The 14,722-nt window shown below is 46.3% G+C and carries 10 protein-coding genes; 5 read left to right on the forward strand and 5 right to left on the reverse strand.

Features of this window, described 5'->3' with window-relative positions; all coding sequences use genetic code 11:
- Positions 1–145: 145 nt before the first annotated feature.
- From fusA to O59_RS13540, 4 genes are all read left to right on the forward strand, one after another.
- Positions 146–2,239, forward strand: a complete 2,094-nt coding sequence (fusA, locus tag O59_RS13525; RefSeq protein WP_040392698.1) for an elongation factor G — start codon at positions 146–148, stop codon at positions 2,237–2,239.
- Positions 2,240–2,420: 181 nt separating this feature from the next.
- Entirely contained in the window at positions 2,421–3,260 is an 840-nt protein-coding gene (locus O59_RS13530) for a methylated-DNA--[protein]-cysteine S-methyltransferase (RefSeq protein ID WP_007643672.1), read from the forward strand.
- A gap of 15 nt (positions 3,261–3,275) precedes the next feature.
- A complete protein-coding gene (locus O59_RS13535; RefSeq protein WP_007643673.1) occupies positions 3,276–3,887 on the forward strand; it encodes an alpha-ketoglutarate-dependent dioxygenase AlkB in 612 nt (203 codons plus the stop codon).
- Between the two features lie 216 nt (positions 3,888–4,103).
- Complete coding sequence (locus O59_RS13540; RefSeq protein ID WP_007643675.1) at positions 4,104–4,841, forward strand: YafY family protein; 738 nt, start codon at positions 4,104–4,106, stop codon at positions 4,839–4,841.
- A gap of 29 nt (positions 4,842–4,870) precedes the next feature.
- On the opposite strand, the gene O59_RS13545 is transcribed toward O59_RS13540, so the two are convergent.
- On the reverse strand, positions 4,871–5,362 hold the full coding sequence (locus O59_RS13545; RefSeq protein WP_007643677.1) for a GNAT family N-acetyltransferase: 492 nt from the start codon (positions 5,360–5,362) through the stop codon (positions 4,871–4,873).
- A 28-nt stretch (positions 5,363–5,390) separates the two neighbouring features.
- Positions 5,391–5,936, reverse strand: coding sequence for a DUF4256 domain-containing protein (locus O59_RS13550; RefSeq protein ID WP_007643679.1), 546 nt, complete (start codon positions 5,934–5,936; stop codon positions 5,391–5,393).
- Between the two features lie 122 nt (positions 5,937–6,058).
- Here O59_RS13550 and O59_RS13555 point away from each other — a divergent pair, with 122 nt between their 5' ends.
- Positions 6,059–6,775 carry a tRNA (adenine(22)-N(1))-methyltransferase TrmK gene (locus tag O59_RS13555; protein ID WP_007643681.1) on the forward strand — a complete coding sequence of 239 codons (717 nt, stop codon included), beginning with the start codon at positions 6,059–6,061 and terminating at the stop codon, positions 6,773–6,775.
- A gap of 4 nt (positions 6,776–6,779) precedes the next feature.
- On the opposite strand, the gene O59_RS13560 is transcribed toward O59_RS13555, so the two are convergent.
- The 3 genes from O59_RS13560 to O59_RS21080 all read right to left on the reverse strand — a co-directional run bounded on the left by O59_RS13560 (position 6,780) and on the right by O59_RS21080 (position 14,652).
- On the reverse strand, positions 6,780–7,949 hold the full coding sequence (locus O59_RS13560; protein ID WP_007643683.1) for a DUF1624 domain-containing protein: 1,170 nt from the start codon (positions 7,947–7,949) through the stop codon (positions 6,780–6,782).
- A 15-nt stretch (positions 7,950–7,964) separates the two neighbouring features.
- Positions 7,965–10,076, reverse strand: a complete 2,112-nt coding sequence (locus O59_RS13565) for a TonB-dependent siderophore receptor (RefSeq protein ID WP_040392706.1) — start codon at positions 10,074–10,076, stop codon at positions 7,965–7,967.
- 187 nt (positions 10,077–10,263) lie between these two features.
- Complete coding sequence (locus O59_RS21080; protein WP_007643692.1) at positions 10,264–14,652, reverse strand: pectinesterase family protein; 4,389 nt, start codon at positions 14,650–14,652, stop codon at positions 10,264–10,266.
- Between the last annotated feature and the right edge of the window lie 70 nt (positions 14,653–14,722).

Genomic DNA, 14,722 nt, shown 5'->3' on the forward strand with positions numbered 1-14,722 from the left:
ACGCACCATTATTTTTGACTCAAAATTGTAAAAGGAGCTGGTTAAGCTCCTTTTTCTTTGGGCATTTTTGGATAACTTCCTGTATATTACGCCGCTATTTTCCAACCCTGCATTTTCTAACCTTGCATAACATTAAGAGAGTCCTATGGCTGACTTATCCCTTTACAGAAACATCGGTATCTTCGCTCACGTGGACGCCGGTAAAACCACTACCACCGAGCGTATCCTCAAGCTCACTGGCCGTATCCACAAGCTTGGTGAAGTTCACGAAGGTGAATCCACTACTGACTTTATGGAACAGGAAGCTGAGCGCGGTATTACCATTCAGTCAGCAGCGGTAAGCTGTTTCTGGAAGGGTCACCGCTTCAACGTTATCGATACCCCCGGACACGTTGACTTCACTGTGGAAGTGTATCGTTCATTGAAAGTACTCGATGGCGGTATCGGCGTATTCTGTGGCTCAGGCGGCGTAGAGCCTCAGTCTGAAACCAACTGGCGCTATGCGAACGACGCCAAAGTATCGCGTCTGATTTTTGTTAACAAACTTGACCGTATCGGCGCTGACTTCCTGCGCGTTACCGATCAAGTGAAAAAAGTTCTGGGCGCCAAGCCTTTGATCATGACGTTGCCAATCGGCCGCGAAGATACCTTCGTTGGTGTTGTAGATTTGTTGACTCGCAAAGCTTACGTATGGGATGAATCTGGCCAACCAGAAAACTACACCATTACCGACGTACCAGCCGATATGGTTGACGACGTAGAAATGTACCGCGACCAAATGGTTGAAAATGCGGTAGAAATGGACGACGACCTGTTGATGGCCTACATGGAAGGTGAACAACCTTCGGTGGAAGACATCAAACGTTGCATCCGTAAGGGTACTCGCGACCTGGCTTTCTTCCCCACTTTCTGTGGTTCAGCTTTTAAAAACAAAGGCATGCAGCTGGTACTGGATGCGGTAGTTGATTACCTGCCAGCACCACAAGAAGTTAACCCGCAGCCTTTGACTGACGAAGAAGGTAATCCAAACGGTCAATTCGCCCTCGTGGATGCGAATGAGCCGTTCCGCGCGCTGGCGTTCAAAATCATGGACGACCGTTTCGGCGCCCTGACTTTCGTGCGTATCTACTCAGGCGTACTGAACAAAGGCGATACCATCCTTAACTCTTTCACTGGCAAAAGTGAACGTGTTGGCCGGATGGTTGAAATGCAAGCGAACGAGCGTACCGATCTGACCACCGCGCAAGCCGGTGACATTATTGCGCTAGTAGGCTTGAAGAACGTACAAACCGGTCACACCCTGTGTGATCCAAAGCACCCTTGTACCCTTGAACCCATGATCTTCCCTGAGCCAGTAATCTCGATTTCTGTTACTCCGAAAGACAAAGCCGGCGTAGAGAAAATGGGTATTGCGATCGGTAAGATGGTTGCAGAAGATCCTACCTTCCGCGTTGAAACGGATCAGGATTCAGGCGAAACCATCCTGAAAGGTATGGGTGAATTGCACCTGGATATTAAAGTAGACATCCTGAAGCGTACTTACGGTGTTGAGCTGATCGTTGGCCAACCACAGGTTGCCTACCGCGAAACCATTACCCGTGAGATCGAAGACAGCTACACCCACAAGAAGCAATCAGGTGGTTCTGGTCAGTACGGTAAGATCGACTACCGCATCAAGCCGGGCGAGCCAAACACCGGCTTTGTATTCAAAACCTCATGTGTTGGCGGTAGCGTTCCAAAAGAATTCTACCCAGCGATCGAAAAAGGCTTCAAGTCAATGATGGACACCGGTCCATTAGCTGGCTTCCCGGTATTGGACGTTGAAGTTGACCTGTTCGACGGTGCGTTCCACGCCGTTGACTCCTCGGCAATTGCGTTTGAAATCGCTGCAAAAGGCGCTTTCCGTCAATCTATGCCAAAAGCAGGTCCACAACTGCTTGAGCCAATCATGAAAGTTGACGTTTACGCTCCAGAAGATCACGTAGGTGATGTTATCGGCGACCTGAACCGTCGTCGCGGCATGATCTCTGGCCAAGAAGCCAACGTGACTGGCGTGCGTATCAAGGCTGACGTACCCCTTTCAGAAATGTTTGGTTACATCAGCACCCTGCGTACCATGACTTCAGGTCGCGGTCAGTTCTCTATGGAATTCTCTCACTACTCCGCATGCCCTGCGAACGTGGCTGAAGCAGTAATTGCCAAAGAGAAAGAAAAAAAAGCTGCCGCTGCTAAAAACTAAGGTTTAAGCAAACGCAAATAAGAAGGCCCCGCCAGTGCAAATTGGCGGGGCTTTTTTATGCAGTGAATTATTGTTTTGAAAAATTAGATTGGTCGCCGCAAGATTCGGGTCGCACTAACCAACATGCTTATTCATACTAAGGGCAACCATCCGGCAAATCCCCTTAGCGAGCTTAATTGTGATGCACCAACACGATATTGATTATGCCCGTATTGCAGCGGCCATTAATTTTATTAAAGATCATTTACAAGATCAGCCATCGCTGGATGAAATTGCGACTGCAGTGCAACTAAGTCCATTCCATTTTCAAAAGCTGTTTACCGAATGGGCTGGTGTAAGCCCCAAAAAATTCATGCAATATTTGACCTTGGAATACGCCAAATCCCTGCTCAGAAACGCTGATGCCACTCTGCTTGATACAGCACATGCAACCGGGCTATCGGGCACAAGTAGGCTACACGATCTATTCATTAGCCTTGAGGGAATGACACCGGGTGAATTTAAAAATGGTGGCACAGGGCTACAAATTAATTACCATTTTGCAGAAAGTCCGTTCGGGCAACTGATAGTAGCCTCTACCCACAAAGGTATCTGTCATTTGTTTTTTGTAACGGATAAACAACAAGCTATCGATAATTTAATTGCACGCTTTCCTAAAGCGTCGTTTAAGAACACAACGGATAAACTCCAACAAGATGCACTTAGCTTTTTTCAGAAAGATTGGCACCAACCGGATAAAATTAAACTCCACTTATCCGGCAGCCCCTTTCAACTAAAAGTATGGGAAAGTTTGCTCAAGGTTCCGATGGGAGCATTGGTAACTTATGGCACTATCGCAAAAAACATCGATAAACCCAGCGCCACCAGAGCGGTGGGTACAGCGATTGGAAGTAACCCAATCGCATTTTTAATCCCCTGCCATCGCGTGATTCAAAATACAGGGCGGCTGGGTGGATATATGTGGGGAGAGACGCGAAAATCAGCCATTATTGGCTGGGAAGCCGCACAGAAAAATAGTTAAGCGAAGAGCAGCAGTATGGATCTTTTTGAACACCTGAATAGTGAACCGCACAATTTATTGCCCTACAACGGCGAGGTGTTTTACTACGGAAAAATCCTGACACAGGAACAAGCTAATTATTATTTTCACGCGCTCATGGAAAAAATAGCTTGGGAGAATGATAAGGCGATGATCATGGGCAAAGAAATTATCACCAGGCGCAAAGTGGCATGGTATGGCGATGCCCCCTTCAGCTATACCTATTCCGGCACAACTAAAACCGCCCTGCCCTGGATCAATGAACTACTGGAACTCAAACAACTGGCCGAAACCGAAAGTAAAGAGTCATACAACTCCTGTCTGCTCAACTTGTATCACACTGGCGAAGAAGGTATGACATGGCACAGCGATGCTGAAATCGCCCTGAAGAAAAATGGGGCTATAGGTTCATTCAGCTTGGGCGCTGAACGAAAATTTTCTTTCAAACATAAAAAAACCAAACACCCTGTGGCAGTTATACTCGAGCACGGCAGCCTATTGGTTATGAAGGGCGAAACCCAAACCCATTGGCTGCACAGCTTACCCACCACAAAAAAAGTATTTACACCGCGCATCAACCTCACCTTTCGCTGTATCGTCCAACCTTGACGCACTCACCTGATTGAATGCTTTCTGTTGCCGATCAAATACGCCAATTGCCTGTGCCCAACAGACCGTAATTTGTATGCAAAGCAATAATATCCAAATCGCAAACTTCTGCACGGTGAAGTACATTTGTCACCTCCTCCCTATAGATTGATTACTGAAACTCCCATGTTATTAATAAAGGTGACAGAATATGGCACCAAATAATGGGAATTCAGTATGGGCAAAAATAATCGCTATTCACAAATAGACCGCCACGACCAATTGCTCGGATTACTGCGATCAGCTGATAGCCATAAAGTGGATGATCTTGCCTTCTCACTCACGGTCAGTCGGCGCACGCTATTGCGGGATTTGGATTTACTCAAACAGCGTGGTTATCCCATCGAAACCGAAGCGGGTCGCGGTGGCGGTGTGCGACTGTATAAACACTGGGGAATTGGGCGGCTACAATTAAACTATCAGGAAGTAATAGACCTTCTACTTTCAATATCCATTATGGAAAAACTGAACTCACCTATTTTTCTCACCCACTTAAACAGCGTCAAAAATAAGCTCTTTGCCAGTTTCCCTACAGAACAGCAAGCGCGCATTAAAAAAGTCAGGGAGCGTTTATTGATTGGCGAACTAGCGTCTGATTTTGTTACTAGCAGTTACCAAACCATTACCAGTAACGCCACCACACAACAAATAAGCACCGCATTCTTCGAACAAAAATCACTCTATATAGAATATTGCGATGAAAAGAAAAACCACAGCAAGCGCCGCATAGAACCGCATTATCTATTTTTGAATTGGCCCGTCTGGTACATACTGGCATGGGATACTGATAAAGATGCTTCGCGCTGTTTCAGACTGGATCGCGTTCAAAAAGCAACAGCGGAAAAAGAAGGGTTTCGCTTGAAAAAGGCGAACATATTAATGGAAGAAGCCGAGAAATATGCGAAAAAACTTTAGCGTGAGAATAATATAAATAAAGGAGATTATTAATCTCGCGGTTGCCACGCCTCATTTATTATCGCCCAACGCTCGTGATCCTTCCACTCAACCCCACCAATTCGCAAATAATTGCGAGAAAACCCCTCTTTTACAAACCCCGCTTTCGCAACTAACGCAATTGATGCAGCATTTTCCGGTTGAACATTGGCTTCCAGGCGATGTAAATTCAACACCTCAAATGCCTCTTTCAACAATAAAGCCAAGCCGCTGCGCATATGGCCTTTACCATGATGTGGATGAAATACTTCATATCCCAAATAGGCCGACTGAAAGTTGCCACGAATAATACCGGAGATGTTAAAGGTACCAATAATTTCATTAGTACCACGTTTACACAAAAAATAACGTCCTTCCTGCTGCAGGTAGGAGTTAAAATCGCTCGGCACACACACCCAAGGGTGATGGATAGATAAACTACGCGCATAAGCGAGCCTAATTTCATGTAAATCACCAAGTGCAGGCTTTCTTAAATAGACCATAAAAAACTCCTGAAAACCGTGCCCTCAATTACACCCTTAGCAAACCACGAAAACCTCTGACAGCATAATAGGACTCAGCGCCGTTATGGTAGACAAATACCTGGTTGTAACGGCGATCACAAAAAAGTGCGCCACCAAGCTCGCGGATAGACTCAGGGGTTTTCACCCAGCTTGAAGATTTCTTATCAAATTCTCCAAGCATTTGTAACTCGCGATATTGCTGTTCCGAGAGCAACTCAATACCCATAGACTCCGCCATTTCAACCGCGCTGCCATCAGGCTTGTGCTGTTTGCGCGATTCAAGTGCTTTACGGTCATAACAAATACTGCGCCGCCCAGTGGGGCTTTCTATTGAGCAATCGCAAAAAATAAATTCGCCCGTCGCATTATCACAGCCAATAACATCTGGCTCACCACCCGTGCGCTCCATTTCAAAAAGCACAGACAATTTTTCCACGTTTACCACTAATTTCGCCGCCACCGCCGCCCAATCAATCCCCACATGGCGACGAGTATTTTTCTCAAATCGAGTTTTAAGAACATGTATAAGTTCATTTATCTGTGTATCTTGCATAAGCTCCCTCCAGTCGTTAACTAAGCATAATTGTTATAGTGCAATAACCGTGCAGTACAATAAAATAACATATGAAAATATTAGTAAGCCATAGATGGCAACTCATACCGGGAAACCAATAAGTGCGATTAAGCAAGCGATTAACACAAATTGAGTCCTTGGTGGGCGCAGGCTACACCCACATATGGGACTGCTGCTGCGACCATGGTTTGTTGGGCGCCGCACTGCTATCACGTCAGGCAGCAGCACATATCCATTTCGTCGATATAGTGCCTGAGTTAATGCACGAGCTGAAAAATAAATTGCAACGGTTTTTTCCCGCCGATGCCTTAACCGCGAATAAAAGTACAAATTCCCGGTGGCATATTCACTGCTTGGATGTGGCATTGCTGCCATTAGATCACGTCGTTGGTAAGCAGTTAGTAATTATTGCGGGAGTGGGCGGTGATTTAATGACTGACTTCATCGAGGCAATCTGCACGCGTCACCCGACACTTGCAATAGATTTTTTACTCTGCCCAGTACACCATAACTTCACGCTTAGGCAGCAATTGATAAAACATGGTTTTGATTTACAACGCGAAGTATTAATAGAAGAGAACCAGCGGTTTTACGAGATTTTATTAGTTACCAGAAATCCACGCAGAAAAGCACTATGTTGTTCCGTTAACCCTGTCGGGGATCAGCTGTGGCATTGCGCTGACACCGAACAAATCACTATTGCCCATCAGTATTTGCAGAAAACCGTCGCCCATTATCAACGTATGCAACTGCGACCGAATGTAGATGTGCAGCATATAATTGATGCTTACAATGCAGTCAATGTGACTAGCGATTGAAACACTAAAAATACTTAACCCAGCGCCAACTGCTTTTACGCTTGAGCAACGCAAATTGTTTAGTTGGCCAATATAAAAGCACCGCGAGCACCACTGCAATTAGCCACACCCACCCCATATGCGCTACGCCAAAATAATCGCCGTGATTTTTTCCGCACAGCAATACGCACACCTCATAAATAACCAATAACACGTATAGGTGTAACAGGTAAAAGAACATGGGCGCTGCGCCATAGTGAGCGAGAAGATTACTGATTTTTTTCATTCGCCCTGCTTCCAACCAGCGCAGCAGAAAAAACATCACACCCAAGGTCAGCAATAAAAAATCCAGCGAGGGTGGATATTTGGTGAGGTTTAAAAATGACATTACCGTTTGCAGCGGGTTTTGCATCACCTGCCAAGGCAAGGTTTCCCCATAACTATTGGTGACGCGCAGTAACATAAATGCCGCCAGACACACACTACCCAAGCCGATTAACTTCGTAGCACGTTGGCTGCTGGAAAAAATATGGGCGTAGAGTGGCCCCGCCAAATAGCCAAGAATAATTACACCAATCCAGGGCAATACCGGGTAACTGGCTTTGAGTCGCACTGGACCTTCAGCGATTAAAAAGTTACGGTCATGCAATATAGTCCAGAGGGAATAACCCCATTCGCCGGGAGAAAATTGTATCGGCCCGAGAGCATTGTGGCCACAGACTATTAACAATCCTAATGCGAGTAACACGTATTTGTGCCAATGGGCGATTAACCCCAGCACTACCATACTCACGCCTATGGCCCAGATAACCTGCAACCAAATAGTGTGATAGCTACCCATCCATGAAAATGTGACCAGCGTAAATTCCAGCGCAATTAAAATCAGGCCACGCGTGATTAAAAACTCGCGCACTGGCCGCTGGCCGCCATCGTTTTTGTGTTGATAAAGCCATGCCGATAAACCTGTTAAAAACACAAAGGTTGGTGCACATAAATGCGCCAACAAGCGGCTAAAAAAAAGTATCAGCGACGTTGTTTCTACATCCATGGGGTCACTAATTTGATGATGATAAAATACGCGCTCACGCACATGATCCAACAACATAATTAGCATCACCAAGCCGCGCATCGCATCGATACTATTAATACGTACAGAGAGATTCATCGCGGCTAGCCGCCCGGTTTTATTCAGCATGGTTAACAACGTCCGTTAAAAATCGTACCGAAGGCTCACGCGCACACTGCGCGGCTCACCCGGCTGCGTCCAAAGCGGCGAATAGGAATTGAGTACATAATTTTCATCAAATAAATTATCTACCACCGCCTCCACTTGCCAGCGCGGAGTAATGGCAAAGGAACCAAATACCGACATCAACGTATAGGCAGGCAGTTGATAATTTGGGTTGACGGTATCGCCCAAACGCTCGCTGATATAGCGCACCCGCACACCAATATTGGCATCACGATTATAAATACGCAGCTGTTGCTTAAGCATTGCGCTCACACTGTGATCCGGCACATTGGAGATCGGACTACCAGCAGGCACTAACACACCCCACTCTATATTGACTGAATCAACTGCTGTGCCAGTATCCAAATAAGTATAAGAAATTTGTGCCTCAAGGCTGTCAGTGAGTGCACCACTTACATCGATTTCAATACCGCGACTATTTACCGCACCGAGGGTTGCAGAGAAGCCGGCATTCACGGGATCAGTGGTGAGCATATTGGTTTTTTCTGCATCAAAAAGTGCGATGGTTAACGCCCAGTCCGCAAGATTTATTTTGGTACCGACTTCAATCGATTCACTCAATTCCGGCTTAAAAGCATTGCCAGCATAATCAGTGCCGCTGAGCGGCACAAAACCTTCGGAATAACTCGAATAAATCGTCATGGCGGGATTCACCACAAACACCACACCAATGCGTGGCGACACCTGGGTATCATCCGCGTGCGACACAACATTTTTTAATTGCTCATGAATTTCCTGATCATAAGTATCCACTCGCACACCCACAAGCGCGCGCCAGCGATCGGTTAATTCAATTTGATCTTGCAGATAAACGCCAGTTGCCTGCTGGTGTTCCAAATTGGCATAAAGGGTTGCCGGTGTTCCCGCAACCGCTACTCCATACACGGGGTCATTGATATTGATTACGTAACTGCCTCTGACACCACGATAGCGTCCGAGCAATGTAAATAATTCGTAATCATAAGCATCGGCGCCGATTAATAAATTATGTGTCATCCCCGCCAGCGAAAGCTCACCGCTGAATTCAGCGCGTAGGGTTGTGTCTTTTGAATAATAATCGCGATAGCGACGCTGCCGCGTGAGCGTGACACCATCGTCGTAGAGTGATTGTCGGCCTGCGGCTAACTCTGCATCCGACGAGAAACCATTTAACTCGGATTCGCGATATCCAACACCAGTGTTAAATGACCAATCGCTCGACAATTGTTGTTGATAGGTTAACTGATGCCCTGTGGATTCAATCGTCGTCGGGCCATCACCCGGCTCACCCAAATAACGGCTGCGTGGCACCGTTTTAAAATCGTTATTCAACACCACATAACCGCGATCAAATAATTGCTCCTGTTTTAAATATTCAAACTCATACAGAAGCGATGCGTCGTCATTCAGCTTATAAAGTAATGAAGGTGTGATGACCTGTTTATCGCTCGTCACGTAATCGCGGAAACTACCATAATCTTGCACGGCACCATTGACCCGCAGTGCGAGCTGATCACTAATAGCTTGTGTGTAATCGCCTTCTACACGCTGCTGCTCAAAACTACCGCGGGTTACTTTTACATAACCCTCACTCGTGAATTGCGGTTTGCGTGTGATGATATTGATAGTGCCGCCGGGTTCGGAGCGACCATAAAGGGCTGAGCCGGGACCTTTTAGAATTTCAATTTGTTCGATATTGGACACATCGCGGTGACCACTAAAACCGCGCCCGCCATTAAACCCATTAATCAAATAGCTGGAGGGCATATTTTCATTGCCGGGAAATCCGCGCAGCGAAAAACTATCCCATAAACCGCCACCATCGTTCTGACGCGCGATGCTGGCAGAGAAATCCAGGGCTTCCTGAAAACGCGTAAGCGCCAGATCCTGAAAGGTCGATTTTTCGATAACTTGAATTGCTTGCGGCAACTCGGCACGGGGAATATTGCCGCGATAGGCTTGGTGCTGATGAGTAACCAACACCTCCTCGATTACCTCACCGCCCCTGCTTTCTTGCCCATCTACCGCAAGAGAAAAGCCACTCCACGATAAAATAAATGCTAACAAATTGATTTTAAAAGATTTTCTCATAGCAAACAGCTTCACACACCAATAAAACGTTATAATATAACACTATCTGTATGGCATACAAATCATTCAGCTTGAGCTCACCTGATAATGAGGGACAGAGAGCCGCGCAACAGGAACAAAGCGGATCAACAAAAAAGGAGCCAATTACTGGCTCCTTTTTCGATAAGCTTGTTGTGAAGCGTAAATATTAAGGTTGGGGATTCCACCCGCTGCCATTGCCAAAATTACTGAAAATGGCGGCGCGGCTGCTGTAATCGCTCATCACTTCCTCCTCAGTCAGCGAGTAAAAATGTGTCCAGCCACTTATATCTAACGGCGAACCGCTCAGGGTTTGTGTATTGAACTGACGTAACCCGGAGTTTGCCGAACCCACAACCGAAGGTGTATCGGTAAACGCATTACTTTTAATGTGCGCATCCACTTTGCAGTTAATTAACGCGATGCTGTCAAAACTGCTGCTACCACCGGTGCGCCCAATCACAGATTGACCATCGGGAATGTTGTGCCCAAGTGGGCCGGGGCCACGAGTAAAGTTAGAGTTTAAAAACACATAACCTTTATCGTTTACCGTAGGTGTGCGCGCTTGTAGTACATACCCTCCGCCACTATTGCCACGGGAATCACCGAGTGAACGAATTTCGCTTTCTTCAAACAGCGACACACGATTACCACCCCAAATAAAATCCACATTGCCAGCGATTAATGAACGATAGAACCAGTTATAACCTTTGAGCGAAATTGTGTCCTGCTCGCTGATTAAACTGATGTACTTGCCAATTAAACGCCCTTGGTCGCTATTAAAATAAATAGTTTCCGCTTGGCCGCCCTCACCAATCAACGTGGTGTTAGTGAGCGTGAAATGCTCAAGCACTAAATTATCCACCGATTCAATTAACCAAACCGCGCGGCCACCCAAAGCGCCTTCGGCAGTGCCGGTACCACCCGCGCCGGGGTTGAGTGTATTGTTGTTTTTATAGCGGATTTGTACGCCCTGTTGCGATTCACCGCTAATGGTCAGGTTGTTTTTATTACGCAGCAATAATGGCTCTTCATAGATTCCATTTTTAATGTGGATCTGCGTTTCAGTATTGATTGGAATATTTGCCATTACATAATTCAGCGCGCCTTGCAGCGTGCTGAAATCGGCAGGTGCATCATCATCCACCGTGATCACCGTACCGCTGGGTGCGTTTGGTTTGGTGGTAAAAATCCAACCGCCGGCTTTGCCCAAGCCATCAAATGCGAGACCACCAATCGTTGCATTAGTAATTGCACCCGGGCTGATACTGACGTAATAACTGGTGCCGTAATCCAGTGTTTTGTGGGGAGTGATATACAGGCTGTTGCCCTTCACTTCCACCAACGGCGCATTGATGGTGCGTAAGCGGGTTGGATCTGAACCTATATAGAGTTTTTCATCCACTAACTTGATGGTATCCACTACCGAGTCATCACTGAGTTTATAAATACGAATCGAACCCGCTGATGCGAGAGTTGGCGGCGAATCAAAGGTGATGCGCAATTTTCCATCCACCTGCGATTCCACGGCATTCACCGCAGGTTGTGTTAAACCATTCAAGTTATACACAGTGGGCGATTGCACAAATTGCGGCGCAATGCTGGCAATAATACTGCGTGTTAAATTTGGCTCACTGTTACTGATAAAAGTAATAGTTGCACTACCCGCACCTACCGGCACCAAATTTACCTGATTGCCCGAGCGATTAATTGCTACTACGTTAGTATCGCTACTCACTACCGAAAATTCATCTTCACTCAGGTCTGGCTTTTTGGCGCTTACCGTGACCACATAGGGCGCGTTATTTACTTCGCTGGCATAACTGACCGCGGCGGGAGAAATGTTTAATTGCGGCGGTTTGTCATTGGCATTGCCGATTTTTATGTCGTCAATTTCAAAGGATTTGTTTTTGGTATACAAACCAATAACACCTTTTCCGCTATAGGTAGCGTCGGTAAAGTTGCTACCGACTTTTTCGCCATTTAAATAAATTACATGCTGATTGCTGGTCAGTTCATAACGCACGGTGTACCACTGACCACCGCAATTACTGCCACAAGAATCAAAACGAATTGCCTGTTCGATAGGGGTATTAAACCGCGTCATTTGCGTGACAGCACCATTAATGCGTTTGGCATTTTCTACACGGGTGCTGGTGGTAGCATTTTGTACATTTAAACCGCCGCCGTACCAATTGTTATCATCCACATACCGCGCCAGCATATAAAGATGCTTGTCACTGGTGGTGCTATTAGTACGTGGGCGAATTTTTGCCTCGATAAAATAATCTGCCGAAGGAATGCTATTCATTACTGATTGATTCAACAGCAACAAAACACCACCGCTACTGCTAGCGGTAAAACGTAGACTTTTATTGCCATGCTCTTCATAAATATCAAACACACCATTGGCTTGAGGCGCGACATTATTTGCAGCAGTTTTCACATCCCAATTAGCAGTATTTAACCCACCGGAAAAATCATCGCAAAAATAAAGGCCAGTTGCCGGGCAGCTAAACACTGTGGCAATACTGGATTGTGCGCTGCTGCTCGCAACACTGCTGGACGATGAACTAACTGGCACTATCACAGCACTGCTTGCGCTGCTGGAAGATAGTGATGCAAGTGAAGATGAAAACTTCGCACTGGAAGCAATAGATGAACTCGATGAACTGGAAGGAACATAAACCGCTGCTTCCACGCCAGCACCAGGAATGTGTTTTACCAGGCTATACCAATAAACTTCAGCATTACTGTACAAACCTTTTACTTCAGGATACAGCCCGTGCAAGTCAGTAAACATTTCCCAATTGTCGGCAGCACTGTATGGGTTTAATCCATTCGCTAATTCCCACGCATCCGGCATACCGTCAAGATCAGTATCCAAGGGCGCAGCTGCAGAATTTAACGTGGGGTAACCGCCAACATCATTTGGTGAATCAATAATGCCGTTACCTGATGCACCACTAGCGCCGGCACCATTAACAACATCATTTACCACACGACTGTCGATAGCATCGCGACGCAAACTCGCACCGGAGGATTGCACCACCAGACCAAATGCATCATCCGGCGAATGGGTATTTACCTTGGCGTGATCTGCCATCGCAAAGGCGGTGGATTGAATGATTAACTCTTTTAAACTTGCATCATCGTAACGCACACCGTCTACATTGTTGGCAGTGACCTGCGGATTACCCTGTAAGAAATTGCCCTCCACAAAAACACGCCCAACCGGTTTTGCTACCGCACCATTTACCAGAAATTTCGGATCGAGTGTGCCTGCTGCTAATTGTGCATTGTAATCATTCAAGGTGGCGATGCGATCTTCTTCATACAGTGGGCGACGGCCACTCGCTAATACAATAAAATTTTTCACGCCGGACGCAACCGTCGCCGGGCCCGGCTTGTAATAGTTATTAATAAATTGCACATCGCGCCCTTCAGCGCCGTAAGGAGGATATTGCACATTGTTATAGATAATATTGTTGCGAATGTCCGCTACGCCATCCACACTCGGAATCGTTTTATTCGCAGTCCATTTATCCAAAATACCATCGATACGTGGATTACGGCTTTTATGATGAGCTAACATATTGTGGTGAAAACTGGTATTCACACCGCCCCAGTTACCACCATAACCATGTGACCCTTTTTCATGCCCGGAATTATTTAAACTTTCGCTCACAATATTCCATTGAAAGGTCACATTGTTGCTGGCATAAAGCGATGCAGTTTCATCTATTGCCCAACTGAAACTGCTGTGATCTACGATAATATTATTCAAATAACGCCCATCCAGCGCATCCACTTCTTGCGGCACCTGACCGGGGCGCGAGCGGATAAAACGAATCACCACATTATTAGTACCTTCTTTAATCCGGAGTGCTGCACCGCGCAACGTAATGCCATCCCCCGGCGCAGTTTGCCCGAGAATACTCACATCCCCATTGACGATTTCCAAATTTTTAGTGAGCTGAATATAACCACTTACCGCAAATAAAATAGTGCGCTTACCGGTTCTGTTTACGGCATAGCGCAAAGTGCCGGGGGTATCGGTATCCGCCAAACTTGTCACGTAATAAATATCGCCGCCGCGCCCACCCGTTGTTTTTGCACCAAATCCTTCCGCACCAGGAAACGCACGCGCAATTGTATTGAGGCTATAAAAAACTTCGCCGCTCGCCTGCCAAACCATTGATGATTGATTAAAAGGATGACTGCGATTGTGCCTGATGGTGATGGTATCGCTACTGGTGATGGTTTGATGCGGTGTTAAGTTGCCGATTGCAACGTCGCCATCAATAATTTGAGTGCCCTGCCCCGCTGCTATTAATTTTTGCGCCGCGTTTTTTAATGGCACTTCACCATTGCTCAGCGCGACTTTAAATACATAATCGTATTCAGTGCGATTGATGCGGGTTTCGCTCACTTTTATTAGCGACGTAACATTGAGATTAATGTCTTCGCTGGCGACCACTGATCCGGCAGCTGCGAGCGCAGAGCCAAACAACACCGCCCTCGCATATTGTCCTAAATAGTTACTGATATTTTTCATTAAATTTTCCTCACAGATTATTATTGCTTTTTCAAGGCTGATTAATTCTTGAAGCGTTATTCGTTTTTAA

The organism is Cellvibrio sp. BR (assembly GCF_000263355.1).
Taxonomy (GTDB): domain Bacteria; phylum Pseudomonadota; class Gammaproteobacteria; order Pseudomonadales; family Cellvibrionaceae; genus Cellvibrio.

Bases quoted from the DNA above. Each gene is read 5' to 3' on its own strand.
- O59_RS13560 (WP_007643683.1), bottom strand. From the start codon at position 7,949: ATGCTGAATAAAACCGGGCGGCTAGCCGCGATGAATCTCTCTGTACGT.
- O59_RS13565 (WP_040392706.1), bottom strand. From the start codon at position 10,076: ATGAGAAAATCTTTTAAAATCAATTTGTTAGCATTTATTTTATCGTGG.
- O59_RS13550 (WP_007643679.1), bottom strand. From the start codon at position 5,936: ATGCAAGATACACAGATAAATGAACTTATACATGTTCTTAAAACTCGA.
- O59_RS21080 (WP_007643692.1), bottom strand. From the start codon at position 14,652: ATGAAAAATATCAGTAACTATTTAGGACAATATGCGAGGGCGGTGTTG.
- fusA (WP_040392698.1), top strand. From the start codon at position 146: ATGGCTGACTTATCCCTTTACAGAAACATCGGTATCTTCGCTCACGTG.
- O59_RS13545 (WP_007643677.1), bottom strand. From the start codon at position 5,362: ATGGTCTATTTAAGAAAGCCTGCACTTGGTGATTTACATGAAATTAGG.
- O59_RS13535 (WP_007643673.1), top strand. From the start codon at position 3,276: ATGGATCTTTTTGAACACCTGAATAGTGAACCGCACAATTTATTGCCC.
- O59_RS13530 (WP_007643672.1), top strand. From the start codon at position 2,421: ATGCACCAACACGATATTGATTATGCCCGTATTGCAGCGGCCATTAAT.
- O59_RS13540 (WP_007643675.1), top strand. From the start codon at position 4,104: ATGGGCAAAAATAATCGCTATTCACAAATAGACCGCCACGACCAATTG.